Consider the following 24688-nt stretch of genomic DNA (forward strand, 5'->3'; position numbering starts at 1 on the left):
ATAGAGATTTTTACCTCTCTGTCCCTCCCCCTGAAATCACCTTTTCAATACGTAAATTATCTAAAATAAACGTACCTGCTCCGGTATCCCCGTTTAAATTCGTTCCATCACTGAAAATCCCAACATAAGTTTGACCGTTCTCAGAACCTGTCACAGTAAACTCTGCTGTTTTTGTGTCAGTAGATGCAGTAAGAGTGTTATTCACACTCAATCCCTTTGCACTCGCAATGTCTCGAACATCAATTTCTTGATCCCCTGAAATAAAGCGGAATGCATTTGCTGTCGTTTGATAGTCAAATAATACTTTATAAGTTACGCCAGGTTCGAAACGATAATTTTGAGGAATAGTACGGTACAGCAAACCTTTGTTTCCAGTGTTCACTTTAACAGACCAATTCCCACCTAATACATCATCGACTAATTTTTTGCCTGCCCATCCTTTTTGCGTATATGGAGCATGCAATTCAGACAAATGAATTCTGTTGTCTTCTACCCCTTCTGTGTTACCAATAACGAATGGGTAAATTCCTTGTACCACCGTTTCAAAATCTTGTTTAAATTCTGTCGGTGAGACATAATTTTTTAAGGACTTTTGAACGATCCGAATATCATCAAATTTTGTGTCTCCTTTTCCAGAATCACGGCTGAGAGTTAATTTAGCTTTATTCGTTACAGCTGTAAAGCTCACTTGCATGATTTGCATTTTGCTATTGTATCCATCATTTGAGGCATGTGAATCTGCCTTAACATAGTTCTTTTGCAGGCTTCGAAGTGTGTAATTGTTAACGTCTTCTTTCCCACCTGTTACTGTAATTCCGGCCTTTACATCACTATTGTTTTCAACATATACCTCTGCTACATAATCTTTACCTGGTTCCAAACCAGTAAGGACACGGGAAACAGTTGTATCTTTTGACGGACTATCAATATTCAAGTAGTAATCTCCACTACTTACATTGCGGTTGCTTCCAGTTTGATTCGTTCTAACGGCGCTTATAGCTTTGTTATCCCCCTCAATAGTTGTATATGCACTTACTTTTCCTGTATTGAATCCCGCGTCATATATATGAGCACCCTTGCTCCAATCATAATCAAGAATTTCCAAACCTTTATCTCTTTTTAGTACAACAACATAAGGTGTTGCCGCACTAACTGTCAAAGTTACCTTATTATTTACGACCTTGACTTCTTTCATATCTGCTCTACCACGATCTGTCAGTTTGTATACATATACACTAGATGCATCTTTATATTCATCTGGAAGTGTCCAAGTAGTTGTACCACCTTCCAAATTCCAATGATATAGTTTTTCAGAATTAGAAGTTGGATTTTTAAAGTCTTGTTTCACCCAAGGAATTAAATAAGTGTGTCCATCAAGTACAACGTTTCCATTCAGTGTAATCACACGTTCCCTAGAATTGTCTTTTCTAGTTACATCGACAACATCCCCATTACTTGGGTCTTTCAATTTTATTTCCTTTTCTAAGTTTGTCTTGCTTTTATCCCCTTCTACAGCTGTCCAATTCGTTACATAATATTTTTGTAAGAATTTAGTAGGTATATTCGTATCAAATGTCATGCGAATAAAATTATCAAAATTCTTATCAGATTGCCACCCTTCGAAACCAGCTAATTCAAATCCACCAAGCAATGGATGATCAGCGGTTCCTCCTACTTCAGGCCAATTCAACACCCAAGAATCTCTTTGGTGATTGCTAATAAAGCGTAGTACTTCTGAGTTGATACCTTTGCTTTCCGGTCCACCGTAGTTTTTATCGGTAGCCCAGTGTTGCCACGTTGAATAATTGGCCATAGAACCACCAAATTCCGTTGTTAGTCTCCAGCCCCTATCTTTAAATTGATCTGCTATTCTATTTGATTCCCATTGATTTTGATACCATACATCTAAATAAATAAAGTCAAGATCTGAAACAGCAGCTTTCAATTCATCTAGTCTTTTCGCACGAGCTCCAGTATACAAATCTTTTAATTTATTAATTGTATAAGATTGATCTAGCCATCCCCATCCTAAAGAATTTGGACGATCAATAAAATCATTGTTGAAAGCTTTCGCTTCAGGATAAACTTCCTGCGCATTGATATGGACACCAAATTGGGTATTATACTTATGCCCCTCTTTAATAAGCGTATCCAAATCTTTCACGCCACCCATACGCTCACCTACATTACCATAATCCGGATGACCACTGTCATGTCCTTCGTTTGCATATCCTTTTAATAAAACAGCTTGCCCCAATTCATCTGTAGCAAGAGCAACCTTTTTAATATTATCTGCTGTTTTTAAGAATGGTTGTTGTGCTTGTGATCCGAAATTCATTGCAATACGCATTCCAACATTATTGTTTACATCTTGATATCCTTTAATGTCTTGCATAATATCACGGTATGCAATCGCCGCATCTTGCCAATCTGTCTTATTATCAGTATTCAAATCTTTAGCTATAGCTATTTTAATAGTTGGTTTATTTTTTTGTGGTTCTGGCATAAAATCTCTTTGGTAATAGAGTGCACTAGAACCTATCCCCATTGCCTTAGAACCATTCTTATTTACATATCGATTTGCAACTAAGTTTTTATAACCATCCACTTCTGAACTGGACCATACACCCGCACTCAATTCGTCAGTTGACAAAAATGCAGTATAATTTTTAGTAGATGTACCTATTTCTCCCATGGAAGAATCTATGCTTACATCCACATCTCCTGATTTCCTAACATCAGTACTAATATTCGTTAATTTAGCTTTTGCACCTTTTTGCTCCGAATTTACTGAGATAACGTTCATATCTGCAAACTCAACTGTTTCAATTTTTGCACTACCATTATTTTTAATTTCATCGAAACTATAAATAACTTTATTATCATTTACTTTCAAAGATACTTTAAATACAGCATCAAGGTTTTTCATTTCATCCACAACTTTTAATGTATATAGCACTTCACTATCGCTTAACTTTTCAAAGCTTACTTTAGGATAGTATAAGGAACCATTTACTTTCAATCCGTACACAGGTGATTCTTGCCCATTCATTACTTTATTGCCAACTTTGTATTTCACAACCCGTGGAAATACTTGATCAATTGTAACATCCATATACTTTGACTTTAATGTATCTTCTACTGGCGTGGTATCTGGAGGTTTTGGCGCACTATATTCTTTGATTTTGATATTAGAAATCGTAATATCAGCAGCACCTCGGCTTTTTTCAAACCCTAGTCCCCCCGCTTGATCTACACCACCAGTTAAAGTCCAAGAGTCTACCTTTTTATCATCAATGTATAACGTCGCAACATCGTCCATGAATACTAAACGTAAATGGTATGTTTGTTTTGCTTTTAACGGCACGTTTGAAGTCATCGACGTCCAATTGTTTATAGGTCCAAATGTTTCACCAAAATACTGGTCGTTCGTATCCCCTGTTCCCACATAAGTGTATGCAGATGCATTTTGAACACGATAAATGAATCCAAAGCGATTCATCTTATCAGTATTAGTAGTAACATCCGCTTCAAAAACACCATTTTTAATTCCTTTCATTTGGTTGTAGACAATTCGATTTTTTTGGGTAGATGTAACACCAAAAGTTGCTGAACCATCTTCATTATAGGTAACTTTTCCGTCGCCAGAGATAATTTTCAAGTCGCCTTCTTCTAGTTTATTATCCGTAATGTCGACAAGTTTTTCATCTCCTGGATTCGTGCCTCCATCCTCAGGTGCATCTCCTAATTCAATGAGGACTTGACTTTTTTTATCTCCAAAAGCACCAAGTTTAACTGCTTCCTTACCTGTAAGGAGGTTCTTTACATCATTAGGCAACGTAACCGGTCCAAATAAATCGTTTCCATCTAATGTAATATTCAAAGTGGTTGCGTTATAATCAATTTTTATGGAATGTGAGGTCCCAGCCTCTGGAAGTGAAACATTCGGTCTCGTTTTTAACCAATCACCTTTTCCTTGATATTTGTATTCATAGAACCATCCAAGTGAGTCGTAGCCTACAAAAACGAAGTTATTATTGTCAATATAGTGAGGATAGAAACCGAATCTAGTATCTTCTCCACTGGTTTCTGGAGTAAAGGTATACGCCATCGTTCCCGATTCTTTAGCGATTTTATTTTGTTCTTGAAAAATTGCAGCTTTAGCCCCATTATCATTTCCGGCACCTGCTCCAAGCCTTACATAGGACTTCCCATTTTGTTCTATTATTGCATTGATTTCGTTTCCTCCAGATGAAATTGTAACCCATGGATTAGACACATTTGCTCCTACATGTAATGGCACCATCATGCTCACTAAAAATGTCGGCACAATTAGCACAAGTGCAAGAAGGATATTAAAAACTCTCTTGAAATGCTTACTCTCCAATTCTTCTCCCCCTTTGAAATTTAAATTTCAGTTAAAAACAATACCTGCACATTCATTTTTAAAAATATACCAAAACCTGAAAGGTACCGCTTTCACTTATGTTTAGAATAGTTTTTTTCAAGCGCCCACTCAATAAAGATATTGTTTCTTTTTTTAGTTATATTGTCTTTTTAAAACGCTTACAAAATAAGGATATTATCACCTTTTCAAGGATGTTTTTATTAAATTTCATACGATAATTAACAATCTTTGGTTTATTCACATGTAAAGGTTACTCTCCCTTTTTTAATCATGATCACAACTCACTTAACTGTTCTGCGCTTTCATCTTAGCATTTGTGGCCATACTGGACGCAACTAGAAAATGAGCAGACGAATGTCTACTCATTTTTCTTCATTCCATTTAAACATGGAAGAAAAGATATTGTACTAACTTTGCAGCTCAGCTGTTACTTTCACTTTAGCAAACCATGAATTAGCCGTCTCTTTCAACACGAGATTCAATTCTTCAATATTCCTTTTACCAATATCTTTTAACCAATGACGACCTGCTTGTTCACCGCCTATAGCAAACGGCATGACACCGTCTTTCCAAGTTGCCCGACCACATAATACTCCATTAAAGGTAGAACCGGATTCTTTAGCAAATTTTAATGTTTCTTGAAATAATTTTGCGCTTACTCCTGCACTAAGGAAAATAAATGGAAGCTTCGTTGCTTCACTTTGTTCTTTGAAATAAGAAGCTGCTTTTTCTTTACTGTAAACAAATTCACCTTCTGTATATCCTTCCACATAGTTCATATCTACTGGAACTTCTACTTTTAATACATCTACTTTATATTGCGGCTTTGAGAACTCCTTCATGGACTCAATCACTTTATAAGGTTTTATTTTTGCGTATGCTTTATTTTTCACATTATCACTTTCAGCATCATAAGTAACGATTTCTAAGAAAAATGGTATGTCTTCAGCTGCACATTCAGATCCGATACGTTCCATATAAACATGTTTATAGTTATTAATTTTTTCATCTTCATCGATATCATAGTAGAGTAAGAATTTAATTGCATCGGCACCTGCATCTTTTAATCGTTTCACTGACCATTCTGTTAATAAATCTGGTAGCCGTCCTACTTCTGACGCATCGTATCCAGTTTTTTCATACGCTACGATTAAGCCTGATTCTTTATCTCGGACTTTAGCCGCTGGCAAACCGTATTCCGGGTCCAAAAGAATCGCTGTTGTAAATGGTGTTAATTCCTCAGAAACTACTTCTTTAAAACGGGTAATGCCCTCATCTCCAACTTGACTCACACCGCCAGACGCAATCATTTTTTTCAATGATCCACGCTGGTCAATAGCCAATGCACCAATTATTCCATTTTCTGCAGATAAACGTTTTAGAGCTTCCAATTTATTTTTGGTTAGTTCTAACATCAACATTCTCCTCTATCAATCTATTTGTTCAACTTTAACGAGATCAAAATATTGTTTAAACTTATTCACATTAATATAACCAGTTTCAGCTTCCATCGTATTTAACATTCCTGTAGTCATCGCCGTTTTAAGAACAGTCTCCACTGTTTGATGTTGATGTAGTGCAACAGCTAATCCTGCAACTGTTGCATCACCAGCCCCTACAGGATTGACCACTTCTATTTTTGGGACCATAACTCTATAATAGTCCTTGCTATGTTTAACAAATGCACCTTCACTACCCATCGATACGATAATCCACTCAATTCCAGTAAATAATTCATTGTTTAATGCTTGCTTTAGTTCTATGATTCCCGCCTCCATGTCAATGCCCAACAGTTGTGATAATTCCGCTTTATTCGGTTTGATGGCGAATGGTTTTTCTTTATGAAGCATCGCTTGTTTCAAAGATTCCCCTGACGAATCCATAATTACTGGAATTCCATTTTCATGACAGATTTCTAACATTTGATAATAGTAGTTAGTCGGTAATCCTTTCGGTAAACTGCCCGAAATTGTCACAAGTGAAGCTGTTGTAAGTAGATATTCGAATTTTTTTAGAAAATCAGTTCCCTCTTCTTTAGATAATGTCGGCCCAGATTCTAAAATCTCTGTTTGCATCCCTTCATGAAGAATAGCAATACAATTTCTTGATTCTTTTTTGATTTTTAAAAATTCATTTGGAATATTGACATTATTCAATTCTTGAATAATGTATTCACCAATCGTACCACCAAGCACACCTGTCGCTAGAACAACTTCATCCATTTGAGCAATTACTCGTGCAACATTCAAACCTTTTCCACCAGCAGTTTTATGAACGGCTTCCACACGGTTAACAGCATCTAACTTTAATTCATGAATCGGATAGGAAATGTCGACCGATGGATTCATGGTGACAGATAGTATCATTGGTAATCCCTCTTTCAGAAATTTGTTTAAGCTTGAAAACGGCATACACCGTCAAGATAGGTAGCAGTTACATCCATCTCCGGTGTCATCACAATAAAGTCAGCAGCATATCCCTCAGCAATCTTCCCGCATTCGCCATCGAGCTGCATACTTTTTGCTGGTGCAGTACTCGCCATGTAAATTGCTTCCTCAGGTGTAGCAATTCCCCACTCGACGACATTTTTGACAGCATCTTTTAATTGCAAAATGCTCCCGGCTAAACTTCCGCTTTCCAAACGAGCCATCCCATCTTTTACTTTCACCGGAAACTCTCCTAGTTGATAAATCCCTTCAGGCATACCTCCAGCCATCATACAATCAGACACCATTACAACCCTTTCTCTGCCGCGGATATTCATTAAAATATTTGATGCAACGGGATGTACATGATGTCCATCACATATGATTTCGGCAAAAACATCTTTTAGATTCATGGCCGCTCCGACCATCCCCGGCTCACGATGATGCAATGGACTCATTCCATTGAAAGTATGAATAAAAATGGAAGCTCCTTTTTCAACCGCTTGCTTTGCTTCTTCATAAGTTGCGTCACTGTGAGCCAACGCCACTGCAATCCCTTCTCCTACAGCATATTCAATACATTCCGCCGCCCCTTTCCTTTCAGGTGCAATCGCAATTTTTTTAATAGCATTATTTGATAATTCCTGCCAAACTTTCAACATTTCAACTGATGGGTCACAAAAATATTTCGTGTTCTGTGCTCCTTTATGCTTTTCAGTAAAAAATGGTCCTTCTAAAAAGATACCTTTAATTTTTGCACCTTGTACTCTCTTGTAATTGGCACCAATCATTTCAACGACGTTATTTAACGATTCTTTTGAGGATGTTAAAGTTGTCGGTAAAAAAGATGTAACGCCGCATGACAGGAGTCCTATCGAAATTTGGTTCAATCCTTCAAAACTATTGTCCATAATGTCGTGATTTCTAAATCCATGAATATGTGTATCTACTAGACCAGGAGCGATCCAATGTCCTCTATACTCAATAATTTTTGCCGTTTCCTTCGGCCTATCCTCTAAGAAAACACCGAATTTTCCGTCTTTTACTTCTAAAAATCCAGGCCCTATGACCATCTCTTCAAGAAAAAACTTATCTGCAAAAATAAAAATAGTCATGTATATTTCCCCAATCCTAGTTACTCATATTCGTAGATAGTAACACCTTTAACGACTCGGTTCACTGTTCCTGTCGGTGAAGGGGTATCCGGTGTATTGCCTACTTTTACTGAAGCTAACAGAGAGACTGTTTGCCCAATGATGACAAAAGGTAACGCTAAGTAAGCATCTGGTATAGACTGAGCCTCTCTGCTGAATACAAACCTATTGCCAGTATAATTAGTTTCTCCATCAACCTCGATGGCACAAATATAACTGGCAATGTTGTCCTGCTGCATTTCTTTTAACATATCTAAATCATATTGACGTGTATACGGATGGTTAGAAACAAAAACAAAAACCAATGATTTTTCGTTTAGAAATGATTTTGGACCGTGTCGGAAGCCAAGCGGTGAATCAAATGCGGTTACAATTTTCCCAGCTGTCAGTTCTAATATTTTTAATTGCGATTCTTTTGCTAAACCTTCTAAACTACCAGAACCTAAGTAAATAATTCGGTCAAAATCAAAATCTACTATCTTTTGGATAATGTCTTCTCTTTGAATGACACTTTCACCCATTTGATGGATTTTTTTCACTATCTTCGATTTTTCTTCTGTTGATATAGAATCAAAAACGAGTAATGCCGTTAACGCCATGCAAGTATAACTCCCTGTCATTGCAAATCCTTGATCATTTGATTTTTCAGGCATCAATAGCAATAAATTTTTTTCATTATTCACGGCCCGTTTGGCTAATTTACCGTTTTTCGCACAAGTAATCGTCATTTGATACAAATCCGTTACTATTTGCTCAGCTAATTGTACAGCAGCAACACTTTCCGGACTGTTTCCGCTTCTAGCAAATGAAACGAGTAAAGTCGGAAAATCCTTTTTGAAAAATTGGTAAGGATTTGAAACTAACGTAGTTGTCGGAATGCTTAGTACTTCCCACTGTTGTTCATCGACTTTTTCTATTAAATAAGGAGTGACTGTATCACCGACATAGGCAGACGTTCCAGCGCCTGTAAAAATAACTCGAACCCGGTTGTGTTTCGTTACAATTTTTTGAAAAAACTCTTCAATCCCCTCGCTTTTCTTCATATACAGAGCAAAGGTTTCAGCCCATAAATCAGGCTGCCGTCTTATTTCCGCTGTTGTTATCGATGCACCTAACGAAACTAATTTGTCTTGACTTAATGTAAACATATTCGTCCACTCCTCTACCTATTTGCCATCATTCTCTCCATAAAAGAAGACCGGCGCCGCCTCATTACATACCTTCAAATACTCGTAAGCCTGCACCAGTAACTCCATTATTTTGCGCCAATGTACTGATACTCATCTGCTCCAAAAGATGTTGTTGCTCAGGAAGCTGATACATTTTCAGCTTCGCTTTAATCAACTCCAGTAGAAATGGATTTTTCACAATGACACTGCCACCAAAAACCATTCTGTGTGGATCTAATAAGGAGGAAATCGTATAAATACCTTGAGCTACATAATCAGTTACCTCATTGATGATGGACTGATATTCTGGTACCCCATTTATATAACGAGCAAAAACATCCTTTGTTGAAATCGTATCTACCTGTAAGTCCCTTTCTGCTATTCTCTGAATCCCTGGCCCAGCAGCAATTTTTTCTAATCGTTCATTGCCCCCTCTCGTGAGGACAGGAATCAAACCCAGTTCTCCAGCAAATCCCGCCCCCCTAAAAAATGAGCCTTTATGAATGATAGAACAAGATATTCCCGTACTTATAGTCACGTAGACAAAGGTTTCATCCTCTTTTACATGTGCTGCTCTCCATTCGGCATAAGCAGCCATATAGACATCATTGTCAATCGTGACCCGCTGAATACCAAATTGCTCTTGCAAACGGACTGAAATAGGAAACTGCCTCCAAGGTAAATTGTTTTGAAAAACGGCAATTCCCTTCTCGAAATCCACTTTTCCTGGTATCCCAACGCCAATACCCTCAATATCAGCGTTGGAAATCGATGATTTTCTGAGAACTTGTTCCACAGCTTCTACAACTTTACCAAACATTTTTTCCCGGTCTGAAGGATCACTTTTTATTTCCGAACGTTCAAGCAGTTCGCCTGTATCCGAAATGACTCCCGCTGCAATCTTCGTTCCCCCAATATCAATGCCGACTGCCTTTTTCATTTGTCCGCACCCCTAGGTTTATATTTGATATTTTGAATATTTTTCTATAATTGTTATCGTTGAACATATATGTGCGATTCCTTGATCGATTCACTTGTCCTGGTTGATTTATACGTATTTCCGATTGTAGTCATAAAGTAGCCCTAAGAGACCAGTTAATCCAATCAACATCATACCTAATTCGAATTTACCAGCTGTCTTTTGGTAGATGATAATTAAAGACAGGCATACGATAAACACAACAATTTTAATAATGAATAAAATATTAGTCTTCATTCGGAAAATCCTCCCATCTGATTTCACTAGGTGCCAATGTCACTTCTTTTCTGTTTCCTTGTCCATCGTATACAACTGTCTTTTGTTCGATCATTGAATTGTTAACAATCGCCATTTTTTGAATGGATGGATATGCATGGACTTCACAATAAATGTTGCTCGCATGATATTTTTGAAATTCTCCTTCTTTATTGGCAGCATAGTATAACGCGCGCATCAGTAGACGTGTATTTTCTTCGCTATATGGCAGCCCTGCTATATACACAGCTCTACCTTCTCCAAACGGATGACTAGAAAGATGGACTTCACCATTTGAATATTCAATTATTTCGGTTTTATCTGATAACGCATAAATGTTTTTCATTCCTTCACCAAAATCAAATTTGGTGCTGTCAGCAGAAATAAAATGATGTTCGACAGGATTAATAAAATATTTATCTGTGGATAAGCTAAATCCTAGTTCTTTGTCAACACCTAAGACGTTTGCCAATTGAAAATAATGTCCTTCATGCTGATAGGCTGTCGGTTCGCCAATACCTATGAAGCCTCCGCCATTATACATCCAGGCCCTGATTGTAGTGACTAACTTTTCATTAATCCAATTAGCCCCTCCTGAAAAAGCTGTGCCTACATCGCCAGCATTAATGATAACGTCAATATCCGCTGGTATCCCATCGTTAATGACATCATCAAAACTAATGAACGAAACTTCCACGGCTGCCCCACTCAAGGATTCTAAAACACCTAAATAAGAATAAATTTGTTTATACCATAGAGCATGAGCAACCATATGTGTTTGCCAAGTTCTCAACTTGCCCCAAGAGTTCAAAATTGCAACTTTAAGACCGCTATATGGTTGAACGCCTTTGATCGTGTCATGAATTTCACGAAACTCCTCCGTAACTTTTTCAATATAAGAGATAAATTCTGGGAATTGATAAGCTAGACTTAAATAACCGCCATAGCCGATACGATCAACAGGGTTCCGTAGTAAAGCTCTTCGCGCCGTTAACCAGTTTTCATTCGCTTCAATCGTCGGGTTATTACCTTCGTAAAAAGTATCTGGGAAGAAATAAGGTAAGAATCGCCCTTCTGTGTAACGAACATGTGGTATATCTGCAATCATACGTAACGTGGCTCCACCGCCCACACTGCCTACAACTGCGTCCAATCCGATATTTTCAAAGTATTTCCCATATGGTTCTGTACCAATCCAGTTATCACCAAGGAACATCATTGCTTCTTTTCCACTTTCATGGACAATATCCACAAGTTTCTTTGCTTCTTCAGCAACGAACTTGTGAACAAAATCTATATAATCTAAAAAAGCAGGAGTTGGAATTCGAAATGCAGTATTATAATAGCCTTGATCAACAATGTCCTCTGGCCTTAAGCGATAGCCCTTTTCTTTTTGAAAAGCATCCAAAGCAGCAACTGAAACACTAGCACCATAACCGAACCAATCGACAAATTTCTCTTTGCCAAGATTATTAAACACAAGGGTAAAATGATAGAAAAACGTTGTAAACCTAACCACATCTGTATCTGGATTTTCTGTCAGCCATTGTTTTAAATAGGTTTTCATAAATTCATTGGAATGTGGCTGCCTGACATCAAAAGGAATATCATGCGGCTTATCTCCCCAATTATTAGTAATATGATTGTACATTTGGGTTGGATCCCAAATCGCATAGACTAGGAATGAAACCGTATATTCATGCCAAGGAATCGCCTTCGTAATCAAAACACGATTTTGCTCTTCATTTACTTCCCAATCATTCACATCAACAACTTCTCCGGTTGTCCGGTCAATAACCTCCCAGTATTTTTTAGGGTTGTGAACGTAATCCGGCTTTAACTGTTCCTCAAAGTAGCCTTTCATAAAATCAATTTCAAGGGTGTCAGTAAGCGCAGTATTGAATAAGCTCATTAAATAAAGTTGCTGGCATTCATCCATGTGCTTCTCTGCGAACTCATTGTGAGCTCGAGCAACAAAATAAGTCGTATAAATTTTTGCATCCAATTGCTTAATATCATCATCTAGTTTCGTTCCATCACTATCGCGAATCGCATCCGCACCCCATCGTTCCATCAATTCTTTTGTTTCCTTAAGAAAATTTTCTTCACTCGGTAAAGTAACACGGCCTTTTTTCTTTTTCATGTAAATCCTCCTTTAATCCTTTAAACCACCAAGGGACATTCCTTGTGTTAATTTTTTTTGAACAATGATGTATAAAATCAAAGTTGGCAGCATGACAAGAACCATGCCTGCATACATTTGACCATAGTTCGCAGCAGATTTCTGAGCTGCCATCAAGTTCATTAACCCAACAGGTAACGTTTTATTCGGTCCTGGGATTAATGTTAAGGCAATAATGTATTCGTTCCAAAAGGCAAGAAAATTAAATAAAATGACGGCAATAATACTTGGACGAGCTATCGGAATCATGACTGAAATCATTGTTTTAAAATATCCGGCACCATCGACCAACGCCGCTTCCTCATACGTGGATGGAAGTGATTGAAAAAAACTAGTCAGCAAGTAAATGGTAAATGGTAACGCCGTCGCCGCATATACCACAGCTAAAATAAATAAATTGTCTAGTAAAAATCCATCACCTAGTTGGCCTCGCAAAAAGGTATCTCCGTCCAATAACATTAAGAAAATTGGAACAACAATGTAGTTCACATTGATGAATAATCCAGCTTTAAAAAAAGTATTTATTAATTTACTTCCTCTAAAGGTATATCTTGCCAACACATAGGCTGCTGGTAAGGCCACAATCAATAAAATAAGCAGAGCCAACGCAGTTACCATGACTGAATTCAACATGTAGGTACCCATGTTTGCTTTTTGGAAAGCATCGATAAAGTTTTGAAAATACAAGCTTTTCGGCATGGCCCAAGGACTTCCGTAAAATTCTGAATTTTTCTTTATTGAGGCTAAGAAAACCCATGCAACAGGAATAATAATAGAAATTGCTAACGTAATCAGTGCTACATATATAAAACAACGATATATTGCTTCTGTAGTCATACCTTTTTGGGGCTTAACTTTTTTTGGGGCTTTATAAGCTGCTTCTACAATCATTTCTTTTTCGGTTTCCATCATTTTTGGATCTCGATAAGCTGTTTCTGTTGTCATTCGTTTTTGTGTTTCCATCGTTTTGGACCTCCTTAATACTCCAACACTTCCCTTTTAGTGACACCGCTTATAATTGCAGATAATGCGAATGAGAATAGGAAAATGACCACCCCAATAGCCATACCGTAACCGTAAGAAGAATTCGTGTAAGCCTGCTTATACATGTAGCTTAAAAACACTTCCGTCGATCCGTCAGGTCCCCCACCAGTCATCGCTTGAACGAGTAGAAAACTTAAATTAATCGTACTAATAACGAAGAAAGTTAACGTCGTCCGAATGTTATTCCAAATTAACGGTAACGTAATACTGAAAAATTGTCTGACCCGTCCAGCACCCTCCAAAGCAGATGCTTCATAAAAACTTTCCGGAATGCTTGCCATTGCCGCCATATACATGACCATATAATAACCAATCGCTTGCCAAATGAGTGCCCCGCCAATGCTGTATATGGCAATCTTTTGATTGCCGAGCCACATCTTTTGAAGATTTTCAAGGTTAAATAAAGCAAGTATATTATTTAACAATCCTGTAGTCGGATCATAAACTGCAGAAAATATTCCCGCGATAACTACAACGGATAAAATATTAGGGAGATAAAAAATAATTTGAAAGAAACTTTTACCTTTTATTTTTTCTCTCGTTAACAAAGTGGCAAACAAGATCGCCATCACCATCGTGATAAGTGTAACAATAACAATTAATACGATACTGTTTTGGAGAGATCGAAAGAAATTCATATCATTCCATAAAATCTTGAAGTTTTCTAATCCAACAAATACCTTATTATTAGAAAATCCTCCCCACTTATATAAGGACATCCTGAATACCTCAATTGTAGGAACAATCATAAAAATGGCTAACAGTAGTAGTGCCGGTGCAGTGCAAACAAAAATAAAAATTCTTTTTTCTGTTGTCTTATTCATGCCATCACCTCAGTTAATAAGTACAATGGTGAGACTAGCTGCTCACCATTGTACATAGTGAAAACTAATTTATTTTAATGCAGACCGTAATTGGTCACTCACTTTTTCAACAGAGCTTTGCCAATCTTTCACCTTTTTATCACCAGAAATAACACTGTCAATCGTTCTAAATAATGTATCTGGCATACTTACGCCTTCAACGGCTTTCGTTGCAGCAAATCCACCTATTCCCACTTTCACTCCATTATCATAGATACTATAGAATGATTTATTTTCACCTGTCAGTTTACTAGAAAGACCTTTGATAGGCTGAATCGCACTCGATTCAGCAAAAATTCCAGCTGCCTTATCCGAATAAACAAACGTCATGAAATCTTTAGCAAGTTGTTTATTTTTAGCTGCTGAAGGAATCCACATTTGTTCAAAGAAAGTAAATGCATAACGGTCGCTATTGGCATCAATTGTTGGTAAAGGCATCATGCCCCATTCAAACCCTTTAGATCGAGGAGCTTCTTTCATTTCACCAACTACCCATGTACCATTTGGCATAAACAAAGCTTTGTTATCGAGAACCAATTGTTGATTTTTCTTGTAGTCTTTATCATTTGCATTCGCAACAGTAGTTGGTTCTATATATTTTCCTAATTTTCCGATAATTTCAAACGATTTCGTTGCTTCAGAACTTTCCCAAACACCATCTGTATATTTCATAGCTTTATTAAATAACTCAGGTCCACCCACCCCTAGTAATAAAGAGTAGAAGAATGTATCAAAGTAGCCTGTTGTAGGATAAGTAAATAATGAAATTCCTTCTGCTTTCGCTTTATCTCCCAAAGCCCACATCTCATCCCAAGTCTTCGGCACTTCCCAACCTTTTTCTTTTAATAAGCTAGCATTATAGAATAATCCAGTTGGACTATAGAACATCGGTGCCATATAAATTTTACCGTCATTATAAGGATTAGTCGCAGGTGTACCAGTAAGCCCTGGTACTAATTTATCTTTGACTTTAACATCTTCACCATAAACATTTTTATCAAAAACATCAGTAATGTCTTCTAATGCTTTATCTTTAATTAAAGTTTCTGTTAGTGCCTGTTTTCTCCCAGTTGCCAACAACACAACATCCGGATACTTTCCTGCTTTCATATTTGAGCCTATGACATCCTCAAGATTTTTGTCCACTGTCAATTTCACATCAACTTTTGGATTAGCAGATTCATATGCGTCAATTACTTTGCTCCACATCTCTTTACCATAAGCCGATTCAAGTGTTGCCACATGAAGGGTTTGTTTTTCACTGGAGCCTTTACCATCCTTAGAGTTATCAACTTTTGAAGTATTACCTTGGCAAGCTATTAAACTAAAAGATAACAAAGCTGTCATCCCAGACAACAATAACTTTTTTTTCATCTTTATTTACCCCCATCTCCTAATCTTCCTTTCATAATTAAAGAATACAAAATAGATAACGCTTTCACAATAAACATCTTGTTCTGTTTTTTAGATATCTTGCTTTTTACTGCATATCCCACTAAAATCTTTATAACATAGATAAAAAATCTATGAAGGAGGGATTCATTTGTCCAATGAAGTATATGAGATTCCACAAATTCAACGAAACCATCTTCCAGTAAAACTTCTTTATATAACAAAATCAAAATACGATAAAGATTGGCATAGTACCATTCATGCGCATCACTTTACAGAGCTATTATATATTACCAAGGGCAAAGGAACTTTTATCTTTTACAAAGAAGAAATCCCAGTCCAAGAGCACAACTTGATTATCATCAATCCAAATATCGAGCACACAGAAAAATCTGATACGAATCATCCACTCGAATACATCGCACTTGGTATTCAAGGTTTGTCCTTTTCATCCATAGAAAATCCTAGTCAAGTAACTATTCACAACTATAAACAGGATCAAAAGAACTTCCTCTTTTACCTTCAGCAATTGATCGAGGAAGTGGAAAACCATCAAGAAGATTACGATTTAATTATACAAAATATTCTGGAAATTTTACTACTTAAAATGATGAGAAAAAAATCCTTTAATGTAGAAAAAACATCTACTCAAAAAATCAATAAAGATATTGAATTTATTAAAAACTATATTAAGCAGCATTTTCACGAAAATATTAGCCTGGATACATTAGCTCGAATTAGTCATATAAACAAATATTACCTATCCCATTCTTTCAGGAAGTTCGTCGGCGTTTCGCCTATTGAATACTTAATTCAAACTCGTATTAGAGAAAGTAAAATATTATTAGAAACTACCAATTATTCGATTTCTAACATTTCAACTATTACCGGGTTTTCTTCCCAATCATTCTTTGCACAATCATTTAAACGAGAAACGAATCTATCTCCCTCACAATACAGAAACGCTATCAATTCTAGCAAAAACATACCAGATTCTAGTGCAAAAATTTAAAGATAATTGCACTGAATCTATACTTATTTACAATATTGTTACTATTATTTTTGAAGGGGGAGTGTTCCTATGATTCAACAATTAAAAACATATTATGGTGAGGATATAAAAATCAATGAAGCTGTGTTGTCAGAAGATTATAGCTGGTTTTTAGTTGAAGGAAACAAAGTCGGGATTCGAAAAATCCGATTACATCAAAGGGAGCATCAATTGCTTTCATCCATCTTAACGCCCATTCATACTGATACATTTTATAAAACAGAAAAAGAAAAATCATGGTATGAAGCATTATACAAAAATAATAACATTTCTATACTATCAGTTCGTTTTTTACACTTTTTCACAACACAACCCATAATAGAGAGAGAAGAATTTCAAGATGCTTTACAGTCCATGTTTTCTTTTACTACTACAATGATATGGGAAACTTCGCAAGCTGGTGTCCTCATATTAGAAGAAAATGTACCTGAGTCTATATTGCGAGCAGCCCTTGATACACTAGAAACAGATTTTTTTATATCCCTATCCTTCTTTATTGGCAGACGCTATACGCAAACAACTGAATTTGCTTATCTGTATGAATGGGAGCGAAAATTATTTTCTGTTCTTTCTCCCTATTTATCCAAAAAAATTACACACATTGAACAACTGCTCCCTTATCAATTAATGATCTCATTATCAAAAGAAGAAAGAAAAAAGTACACGAATCAATTATTGGCACACATTTCGAATGACAAAGAACTTATAGATAGCGTTAAAGTATTCTTCCAATGTAACTTAAATGTATCTCTTGCAGCGAAACAATTATATTTACATCGTAATACTTTGCAGTATCGAATTGATAAATTCATTGAAAAAACAGGAATTAATATAAAAACTTTTGAAGGTGCAGTAGCAGTTTATATGGCATTTCTTTCTTTAGATATCTCGTGAAGCTCTCATGAAAGACGATAAAATATTCATTTTCTCATACCATCATTGTTTTATGACTTGGAAACTCTTTTTACATATTTTTCTACGAAAAAGTAATACTTTCATCCCATATCTATAGATGAAAGTACATCCTACAGGTGCTTTCCCGTTTCTTAAATCTGTAAACTTGTATAAAACCCTCTCATTCTTTTGTGCACAATGCCGATTTACTTACGGTTATAAAAATCTTATAATTCAATCAATTATGAAAAGGAGTGAATATTTATGACCGAACTAGTATTAGATCATATTTTTAAAGTTTATGATAATAAAACTACTGCTGTTTCTGACTTTAATTTACATATTGAAGATAAAGAGTTTATCGTATTTGTCGGTCCTTCTGGATGCGGAAAATCAACAACTCTACGTATGATTGCAGGTCTAGAAGACATTTCTGATGGTTCGTTTTATATTGATGGAGAGCGTATGAATGATGTCGCTCCAAAAGATCGCAACATTGCGATGGTATTTCAAAATTACGCACTATACCCGCATATGACTGTTTATGATAATATCGCGTTTGGCTTAAAACTACGCAAACTTCCAAAAGATGAAATTAATCGCCGAGTAACGGAGGCAGCGAAAATCTTAGGGCTTGAAGATTACTTACAACGAAAACCGAAGGCATTATCAGGTGGGCAACGCCAACGGGTTGCGCTAGGAAGAGCTATCGTCCGTGACGCAAAAGTATTTTTAATGGACGAGCCTCTATCGAATTTAGACGCAAAATTACGCGTCAGTATGCGTTCAGAAATCTCCAAACTGCATCGTCGTTTAAATACGACCACTATATATGTAACACATGATCAAACAGAAGCTATGACAATGGCATCACGCCTTGTTGTTATGAAAGATGGGCTCATCCAGCAAGTTGGTACTCCAAAAGAAGTATATGATACTCCTGAAAACATATTTGTTGGTGGATTCATTGGTTCTCCAGCTATGAATTTCTTTACCGGGACATTACAAGAGAACTATTTCTATATAGAAAATATTCGCTTCAAAGTACCAGATGGCCAACTAAAAACATTAAAGCAAAAAGGATATAATGGACAAAAAATCATACTCGGCATTCGTCCTGAAGACATTCATGATGAACCAATTGTTCTTCAATCTTCGCCTGAATCAACAGTCGAAATTACAGTAGAAATTGCTGAATTATTAGGTGCTGAAACGATGATTCATGGAAAACTTTCGAATCAAAACTTTGTTGCGCGAATTAATGCTCGTTCCGAAGTTAAAGCTAACGATACACTTCTATTAGCTTTTAGTTTAGCGAAAGCACACTTTTTCGATATCGCTACCGAACAACGTATTCGTAATATTTAATGGATGCATAGCTTCTATTTCAAAAAAATAGATATAGTTGTGTCAACCATTTCGTAAAAAAGAATTAAATACTAGATTCCCCTGTATATGCGACAGAACCATACGAAAAACATCTCATATTCATATGAGATGTTTTTTCGTATTTGCTATTCTTTTAATAAATCTATTAATCCATTCCCTTCAGATGTACGTTCATACCCTAAAGGTACAGTTCTTTTAATAAGTTGTGCATATATTTCTGGCTCTGATAACTTTCTACCATATTCTCTCTCACACTGCTTAATGAGCAATGCCAGCGCTCCAGCGACATGCGGTGTCGCCATAGAAGTTCCACTTAATACCGCATATTTCCCTTCAGGATACGTAGATAATATTTCATCACCTGGCGCCACTAAATCAATTTCTTGATTCGAATTACTAAAACATGCGATTTTCCGTTCTAAATTGATAGCGCCGACTTCAATTACTTCGGAATAAGCACCTGGGAAATCTAGTTCCTCTGTATTATCATTACAATCTCCATTATTCCCAGCAGCACATACGACGAGAACATCTTGCTTTACTGCATTTTGAATCGCTTCATGTAATTCTGGAACGTCCTGCGGGCCACCAAGTGACATTGAAATAACTCTAACTCTTTCTTTATTAGGCCCTCTCCAATTTACAGCATAATGAATCGCCTCAATAATTTGCTCATAACTTCCAGAACCATCTCCCGCTAAAACCTTTAATACTAACATTTTAGCAAGTGGTGCTACTCCTAAAACACCGACACCATTTTCAGTCGCTGCAATTGTCCCCGCTACATGAGTACCGTGTCCGTTATTATCAAGATAAATATTTGGATCCCCTTCGTAATCTTTCGTGAAATTTCTTCCACCGATAATGCGTTCCTTTAAATCTATATGATTCACATCACAACCTGTATCTAATACGGCAACAACAATATCATTTCCTTTCGCACTCTTCTCCCATACTTGTGGAGCATGAATGAGTTGTACACCTGGTGGAATTTCATTTACTTGTTCAACCACCTTATCTACTGTAAAAGGAATCAATTGTATACCTTTTTGTTTATTCGCTGTACTACTATTCATCGTAATCCCTCCTGAAAATATATTATTTTCATTTCAGACCACTTTTGAAAAGGTTTAAATGTAACATTCGTTTTATTCGTTTCGTTTTCCTTCCTTAAAAATATTTCTCAATATAGCTTACTAATTTTATACTACTCTTTTTATTTATCTCGTAATTTTTATTCACCAAAAATTCGATTGGTACAACCAATAACCAAAATAAAAGGACCAATTTAATGGTCCTTTCATAGTTTTAAAGAATGATATGAAATTTTAAAAATAAAATAAATTAAGACTACGCCTCACTCTTATTTAAAAACTTCTCTATTTCTTTTATTAAATGTTTCGCTCCATCTATACTAACAGTAATGTTTCCATTTGCTAATGATATGTTTTGATTTGAAACATCACCTGTTATTTGACAAGCATTGTAAGGTTGATATTTTTGTAAAATGACTTTATCTTCTTCTACGAAAATTTCAAGTGGTGATTTGATTTGTATTCCTAATACTTCTCGTAACTCTTTAGGAATAACAATTCGTCCTAATTCGTCTACTTTTCGAATAATTCCTGTTGCTTTCATATTACTCCCCCCTTACTTTTTATTAATTTTTCCACCTCGCTCTTTCCATTTTATCACTTTTTGGTAATACTTGTCTCTTTTTAGAAATTTTTGTACTCAAGTTAAAATAACACAATTAATGCATACGTAATCTCTCTTTCAATTGTTTTAAATAACGAGATCTTATCAGTAAGAAATATACAACTTGAATTCCTACGAAAATACTTAATACAATCGCATTTTCTTTAAATAGTGAGTACTCAAACATCTGTCCCAGTGCAGTTAACGCTACTGCCCCATGTAATGTTGCAACACCTATTGGAACGAAGAATAAAAGTGCCAATCGGATTGTAACTATTTTCGATAACTCTCCACTCGTTAAGCCTACTTTTCGAATCATTTCAAACAAACGAGTATCATCCTCCAAATCAGAAAACAAACGGAAGTAAAGGAAACTTCCTGCACATACGAAAAATACTATACCAATAAAGAAACCTACAAATAGAATTGGTCCTGCGATTTGTAAACTTTGGTTTTGTTCATACTCTTCTGCACTAAACATTGCATATTCTTCATAAGTCTTCATTTGATGAGTAAGTTCTTTACCAACTTCAATTTCATCTTTCGTTCCTTCTGTTTTGTACACATAATCTTTTTCCTCTTTAAATCCATCTTGTAATGCATCATATTGATTTTTAGAGATTACATAAACGTTACCTCTTAGTATTTTACTTAATGAAGAAGTATTAACTTTTTTCACTTTTAAAGATTCATTCAAAAGTGGTAAAGTAATTTCTTTTCTTTCTTTCATCGGTGGGCCTGGTATATCGACTGATAAAAATAAAGCTTCTTTATTTGCTACAGTTTGAAATGGTTCTCCTGTTAACTTCGCATATTTTTCATAATCTGATTCTTTTATGAAAACGGCACTTCTTAACGACTGCTCCTCCGCCTTTTTCGTTGAAATATTCGTTTTAGAAGCTGCTATACTATGTTTCTTTAATCCTTCATCAATCATCTGCAAATGCTGTGATTCATTACTATTTCCTTGCTTAGAATGATACTGAAACGCAATTGGTCTCTCCATAATCCCTTTCGTCATGGACGTGAAACCTACTAATGTACCTATTGCTGAAAATGCTACAGTTGAAATAATAGTTACAATAAAGAACATTCTGGCGTTGTCTCTCATACGGTAAGCTAAATCTGATAACGTAACAATATTTGTCTGTGTCCAATAGAAACGTTTACTTTTTTTACACAGTCTAATAATAAAGACACTCAACTGCTTGTACAGCAAATACGTACCAATAATGACTACCGTTGTAACAGGAATCATCATGACAAATACCATTGCCCCGTGTGACATAAGTGCTCCTGCATATCCCGCACTAAGCAATATAACCGCTAATATAGAAGAAATAATCGATGCTTTCGGTTCCGGCTTCGCTTCTGCGGATCCTCTAAACAATTTCATAATTTTATTTTTTCGAATCATTCCTGCACTAAACAATGAAATAATCATAAATAATACGAAAAACATAATACTCGTTACAACAATGGCTTTCATTGGAATGTAATAAGCTAAAGAAATATCTAATTTTAATATCATCGGAGCTACAAATAGTAATATTCCGGAAAATAACATTCCAGCAAGTATTCCAAAAATAATGGCCCCTATCCCAATCATAATATTTTCAAAGAAGATAAGACGCTTTAATTGATATTTCGTCATACCTAACATCATTAAAATTCCTAATTCACGCTTTCTCGTTTTTAAAAACATTCCCATCGAATATAAAATAAAGAAAAACGTAAATAAGTAAATAATGGACTGCGCAAAAGACATACTTACGAATACGTATCGTCCCAATTCTCCAGCACTTAATGCGGGATGAAACGCAAAAAATGAATAAACAAAAAAGGCCATAATGGCAAATGCACTACTTAAAAAATATGCTGAATATGTTCGTCTATTTCTCGTTACATTCCGATAAGCAAGTTCTCTAATGTTCATATTCCTTCTCCGCCCTTCTACTAACTATGTTCTTATATTAGTAAAGTCCGGAAATACCTTCCATCGATTCAAATGACAAAAACCTTACATTATTGAAAGGTTTCAAAAAAATTGCTTAAACGAAACAGTTTCATTATAATGACTACATTCATATTCATACACGCATCCTATTGTATATTCGTTAGTTTTGCGAAATAATAAAGGATAGAAGTATGTACCAATATACATATAAACTTAATTACCGCTTTAATATGAATAGGAGGAAACATAATGACATTACAAGAACAGATTATGAAAGCATTACATGTTCAGCCTGTAATTGATCCGAAAGCAGAAATCCGTAAACGTGTAGATTTCTTAAAAGATTATGTAAAAAAAACAGGTGCAAAAGGATTTGTACTTGGCATTAGTGGCGGACAAGACTCTACATTAGCTGGACGTTTAGCTCAGCTCGCAGTGGAGGAAATTCGTAATGAAGGTGGTAACGCAACATTTATCGCCGTGCGCCTTCCTTATAAAGTGCAAAAAGATGAAGATGATGCGCAATTAGCATTACAATTTATTCAAGCTGATCAATCTGTTGCATTTGATATCGCGTCAACAGTTGATACTTTCTCAAATCAATACGAAAACGTATTAGGTGAATCATTAACAGATTTCAATAAAGGTAACGTGAAAGCACGTATCCGTATGGTTACGCAGTACGCAATCGGTGGTCAACAAGGGCTACTTGTAATTGGAACTGATCACGCTGCAGAAGCTGTTACAGGGTTCTTTACAAAATTCGGAGATGGTGGTGCAGACCTATTACCATTAACGGGTTTAACGAAACGTCAAGGACGTGCTCTTTTACAAGAATTAGGTGCGGATGAGCGACTTTACTTAAAAATGCCAACTGCTGATTTATTGGATGAAAAACCAGGTCAAGCTGATGAAACGGAGTTAGGTATTTCGTATGATCAACTAGATGATTATTTAGAAGGTAAAGCAGTTCCAACTGACGTTGCAGAAAAAATTGAAAAACGTTACACAGTGAGCGAACATAAAAGACAAGTTCCAGCATCAATGTTTGATAATTGGTGGAAATAAATAAAACATAAAAAAGAAGCTAATCTCATTAGCTTCTTTTTTATGTTAACGATACACCCCTACTCTTTTCTCTAGTAAGTCCTGTAAACAATCCTCATGTTGTTGATTAAACAATGGCGGCATTTTGTTTAGCGGGAAAAACTTCAATTCCAACGTTTCATCACCGTCTACTTTTTGCTCTCCACCGGCAATTGAGCATGAAAAGAATAGTAAAATTGACTGGGCATTATCTCCATTTGGATATGCTTGAAAATATTTTGTATACACCCCGATAAGCTCATTTATTTCCACGTCATAACCTGTTTCTTCTTTTATTTCTCGAATCGCGGTTTCTGCGGCAGATTCTCCAATTTCCATTGCACCGCCAGGAAATCCCCAAGCGTTAAAATCACCTCTTTTTTGCAGTAATACTTCTCCATGTTCATTCAACACACAACCACCCGCAAAGTTTATGAGAACACAGTCGTGACCTACTTTTTCACGTAATTCTTTTATATAATTAGCCATCCTCTTCTCCTTTTCATACATCTTCTATCACTATTTCTTATCTTTTTCAAGCAATTCAATAATTCGGTCTAGCTTCTCGTTCATATGCATCACTTGTTGTTTCTTTGCAACACTGTTTTGAAATACTCTTCTAATAAACAAAGTAAATGATAGGAAAAACAAAACGATAAGTCCGATTACTAAACAAGTATATATCAATGTAAATATGTTATTTTCGAACAAATTCATTCAGATTCCACATTCTTCCTTTTT

20 protein-coding genes are annotated in these 24688 nt (G+C 36.0%); 4 read left to right on the plus strand and 16 right to left on the minus strand.

Annotated features, from left to right (window positions below):
• Positions 1 to 10: 10 nt before the first annotated feature.
• The 11 genes from AC1Q8N_RS06375 to AC1Q8N_RS06425 form a co-directional block, all read right to left on the minus strand.
• A complete protein-coding gene (locus tag AC1Q8N_RS06375; RefSeq protein ID WP_493521130.1) occupies positions 11 to 4387 on the minus strand; it encodes an endo-alpha-N-acetylgalactosaminidase family protein in 4377 nt (1458 codons plus the stop codon).
• 428 nt (positions 4388 to 4815) lie between these two features.
• Positions 4816 to 5823, minus strand: coding sequence for a tagatose-bisphosphate aldolase (gene lacD, locus AC1Q8N_RS06380; protein WP_098069232.1), 1008 nt, complete (start codon positions 5821 to 5823; stop codon positions 4816 to 4818).
• A gap of 15 nt (positions 5824 to 5838) precedes the next feature.
• Positions 5839 to 6774 carry a tagatose-6-phosphate kinase gene (lacC, locus tag AC1Q8N_RS06385; protein ID WP_098642818.1) on the minus strand — a complete coding sequence of 312 codons (936 nt, stop codon included), beginning with the start codon at positions 6772 to 6774 and terminating at the stop codon, positions 5839 to 5841.
• 26 nt (positions 6775 to 6800) lie between these two features.
• Positions 6801 to 7949 (minus strand): N-acetylglucosamine-6-phosphate deacetylase, encoded by a 1149-nt coding sequence (gene nagA, locus AC1Q8N_RS06390; protein ID WP_098069234.1) that lies wholly within the window; start codon positions 7947 to 7949, stop codon positions 6801 to 6803.
• Positions 7950 to 7969: 20 nt separating this feature from the next.
• Positions 7970 to 9136: an SIS domain-containing protein gene (locus AC1Q8N_RS06395; RefSeq protein ID WP_098069235.1), complete on the minus strand. Its 1167-nt coding sequence runs from the start codon at positions 9134 to 9136 to the stop codon at positions 7970 to 7972.
• Between the two features lie 64 nt (positions 9137 to 9200).
• Positions 9201 to 10097, minus strand: a complete 897-nt coding sequence (locus AC1Q8N_RS06400; protein WP_098069236.1) for an ROK family protein — start codon at positions 10095 to 10097, stop codon at positions 9201 to 9203.
• A 108-nt stretch (positions 10098 to 10205) separates the two neighbouring features.
• A complete protein-coding gene (locus tag AC1Q8N_RS06405; protein ID WP_180228545.1) occupies positions 10206 to 10373 on the minus strand; it encodes a DUF6903 family protein in 168 nt (55 codons plus the stop codon).
• Complete coding sequence (gnpA, locus tag AC1Q8N_RS06410) at positions 10363 to 12534, minus strand: 1,3-beta-galactosyl-N-acetylhexosamine phosphorylase (protein ID WP_098642820.1); 2172 nt, start codon at positions 12532 to 12534, stop codon at positions 10363 to 10365. Before gnpA ends, AC1Q8N_RS06405 begins: the two co-directional genes overlap by 11 nt.
• A gap of 12 nt (positions 12535 to 12546) precedes the next feature.
• Positions 12547 to 13536: a carbohydrate ABC transporter permease gene (locus AC1Q8N_RS06415; RefSeq protein WP_098069238.1), complete on the minus strand. Its 990-nt coding sequence runs from the start codon at positions 13534 to 13536 to the stop codon at positions 12547 to 12549.
• Positions 13537 to 13550: 14 nt separating this feature from the next.
• A complete protein-coding gene (locus AC1Q8N_RS06420) occupies positions 13551 to 14441 on the minus strand; it encodes a carbohydrate ABC transporter permease (protein WP_061676478.1) in 891 nt (296 codons plus the stop codon).
• 69 nt (positions 14442 to 14510) lie between these two features.
• On the minus strand, positions 14511 to 15827 hold the full coding sequence (locus AC1Q8N_RS06425) for a carbohydrate ABC transporter substrate-binding protein (protein ID WP_493521131.1): 1317 nt from the start codon (positions 15825 to 15827) through the stop codon (positions 14511 to 14513).
• Positions 15828 to 16023: 196 nt separating this feature from the next.
• On the opposite strand from AC1Q8N_RS06425, the gene AC1Q8N_RS06430 reads away from it, so the two are divergent.
• From AC1Q8N_RS06430 to AC1Q8N_RS06440, 3 genes are all read left to right on the plus strand, one after another.
• Positions 16024 to 16884 carry an AraC family transcriptional regulator gene (locus AC1Q8N_RS06430; protein ID WP_098069240.1) on the plus strand — a complete coding sequence of 287 codons (861 nt, stop codon included), beginning with the start codon at positions 16024 to 16026 and terminating at the stop codon, positions 16882 to 16884.
• A gap of 69 nt (positions 16885 to 16953) precedes the next feature.
• Complete coding sequence (locus AC1Q8N_RS06435; RefSeq protein ID WP_098069241.1) at positions 16954 to 17817, plus strand: PucR family transcriptional regulator; 864 nt, start codon at positions 16954 to 16956, stop codon at positions 17815 to 17817.
• 264 nt (positions 17818 to 18081) lie between these two features.
• Entirely contained in the window at positions 18082 to 19185 is a 1104-nt protein-coding gene (locus AC1Q8N_RS06440) for an ABC transporter ATP-binding protein (RefSeq protein ID WP_404518989.1), read from the plus strand.
• A gap of 146 nt (positions 19186 to 19331) precedes the next feature.
• Here the strand turns inward: AC1Q8N_RS06440 and AC1Q8N_RS06445 are convergent, their stop codons facing one another.
• The 3 genes from AC1Q8N_RS06445 to AC1Q8N_RS06455 all read right to left on the minus strand — a co-directional run bounded on the left by AC1Q8N_RS06445 (position 19332) and on the right by AC1Q8N_RS06455 (position 22840).
• Entirely contained in the window at positions 19332 to 20282 is a 951-nt protein-coding gene (locus AC1Q8N_RS06445; RefSeq protein ID WP_048543173.1) for a serine protease, read from the minus strand.
• 274 nt (positions 20283 to 20556) lie between these two features.
• Complete coding sequence (locus tag AC1Q8N_RS06450; protein ID WP_048543174.1) at positions 20557 to 20844, minus strand: AbrB/MazE/SpoVT family DNA-binding domain-containing protein; 288 nt, start codon at positions 20842 to 20844, stop codon at positions 20557 to 20559.
• A gap of 115 nt (positions 20845 to 20959) precedes the next feature.
• Positions 20960 to 22840, minus strand: a complete 1881-nt coding sequence (locus AC1Q8N_RS06455; protein ID WP_048543175.1) for an ABC transporter permease — start codon at positions 22838 to 22840, stop codon at positions 20960 to 20962.
• Positions 22841 to 23110: 270 nt separating this feature from the next.
• On the opposite strand from AC1Q8N_RS06455, the gene nadE reads away from it, so the two are divergent.
• Positions 23111 to 23929 carry an NAD(+) synthase gene (nadE, locus tag AC1Q8N_RS06460; protein WP_098049215.1) on the plus strand — a complete coding sequence of 273 codons (819 nt, stop codon included), beginning with the start codon at positions 23111 to 23113 and terminating at the stop codon, positions 23927 to 23929.
• A gap of 45 nt (positions 23930 to 23974) precedes the next feature.
• Here the strand turns inward: nadE and AC1Q8N_RS06465 are convergent, their stop codons facing one another.
• Positions 23975 to 24436 carry an NUDIX hydrolase gene (locus AC1Q8N_RS06465; protein ID WP_048543177.1) on the minus strand — a complete coding sequence of 154 codons (462 nt, stop codon included), beginning with the start codon at positions 24434 to 24436 and terminating at the stop codon, positions 23975 to 23977.
• Positions 24437 to 24466: 30 nt separating this feature from the next.
• Positions 24467 to 24664, minus strand: a complete 198-nt coding sequence (locus AC1Q8N_RS06470) for a DUF4083 domain-containing protein (protein WP_001048060.1) — start codon at positions 24662 to 24664, stop codon at positions 24467 to 24469.
• Positions 24665 to 24688 lie beyond the last annotated feature (24 nt).

It is taken from the genome of Bacillus sp. GW823-FHT06B01, assembly GCF_058952315.1.

Excerpts from the sequence above, each read along its gene's own strand:
- lacD (WP_098069232.1), bottom strand. The coding sequence starts at position 5,823 with ATGTTAGAACTAACCAAAAATAAATTGGAAGCTCTAAAACGTTTATCT.
- lacC (WP_098642818.1), bottom strand. The coding sequence starts at position 6,774 with ATGATACTATCTGTCACCATGAATCCATCGGTCGACATTTCCTATCCG.
- nagA (WP_098069234.1), bottom strand. The coding sequence starts at position 7,949 with ATGACTATTTTTATTTTTGCAGATAAGTTTTTTCTTGAAGAGATGGTC.
- AC1Q8N_RS06395 (WP_098069235.1), bottom strand. The coding sequence starts at position 9,136 with ATGTTTACATTAAGTCAAGACAAATTAGTTTCGTTAGGTGCATCGATA.
- AC1Q8N_RS06400 (WP_098069236.1), bottom strand. The coding sequence starts at position 10,097 with ATGAAAAAGGCAGTCGGCATTGATATTGGGGGAACGAAGATTGCAGCG.
- AC1Q8N_RS06405 (WP_180228545.1), bottom strand. The coding sequence starts at position 10,373 with ATGAAGACTAATATTTTATTCATTATTAAAATTGTTGTGTTTATCGTA.
- gnpA (WP_098642820.1), bottom strand. The coding sequence starts at position 12,534 with ATGAAAAAGAAAAAAGGCCGTGTTACTTTACCGAGTGAAGAAAATTTT.
- AC1Q8N_RS06415 (WP_098069238.1), bottom strand. The coding sequence starts at position 13,536 with ATGGAAACACAAAAACGAATGACAACAGAAACAGCTTATCGAGATCCA.
- AC1Q8N_RS06420 (WP_061676478.1), bottom strand. The coding sequence starts at position 14,441 with ATGAATAAGACAACAGAAAAAAGAATTTTTATTTTTGTTTGCACTGCA.
- AC1Q8N_RS06425 (WP_493521131.1), bottom strand. The coding sequence starts at position 15,827 with ATGACAGCTTTGTTATCTTTTAGTTTAATAGCTTGCCAAGGTAATACT.
- AC1Q8N_RS06435 (WP_098069241.1), top strand. The coding sequence starts at position 16,954 with ATGATTCAACAATTAAAAACATATTATGGTGAGGATATAAAAATCAAT.
- AC1Q8N_RS06440 (WP_404518989.1), top strand. The coding sequence starts at position 18,082 with ATGACCGAACTAGTATTAGATCATATTTTTAAAGTTTATGATAATAAA.
- AC1Q8N_RS06445 (WP_048543173.1), bottom strand. The coding sequence starts at position 20,282 with ATGAATAGTAGTACAGCGAATAAACAAAAAGGTATACAATTGATTCCT.
- AC1Q8N_RS06450 (WP_048543174.1), bottom strand. The coding sequence starts at position 20,844 with ATGAAAGCAACAGGAATTATTCGAAAAGTAGACGAATTAGGACGAATT.
- AC1Q8N_RS06455 (WP_048543175.1), bottom strand. The coding sequence starts at position 22,840 with ATGAACATTAGAGAACTTGCTTATCGGAATGTAACGAGAAATAGACGA.
- nadE (WP_098049215.1), top strand. The coding sequence starts at position 23,111 with ATGACATTACAAGAACAGATTATGAAAGCATTACATGTTCAGCCTGTA.
- AC1Q8N_RS06465 (WP_048543177.1), bottom strand. The coding sequence starts at position 24,436 with ATGGCTAATTATATAAAAGAATTACGTGAAAAAGTAGGTCACGACTGT.
- AC1Q8N_RS06470 (WP_001048060.1), bottom strand. The coding sequence starts at position 24,664 with ATGAATTTGTTCGAAAATAACATATTTACATTGATATATACTTGTTTA.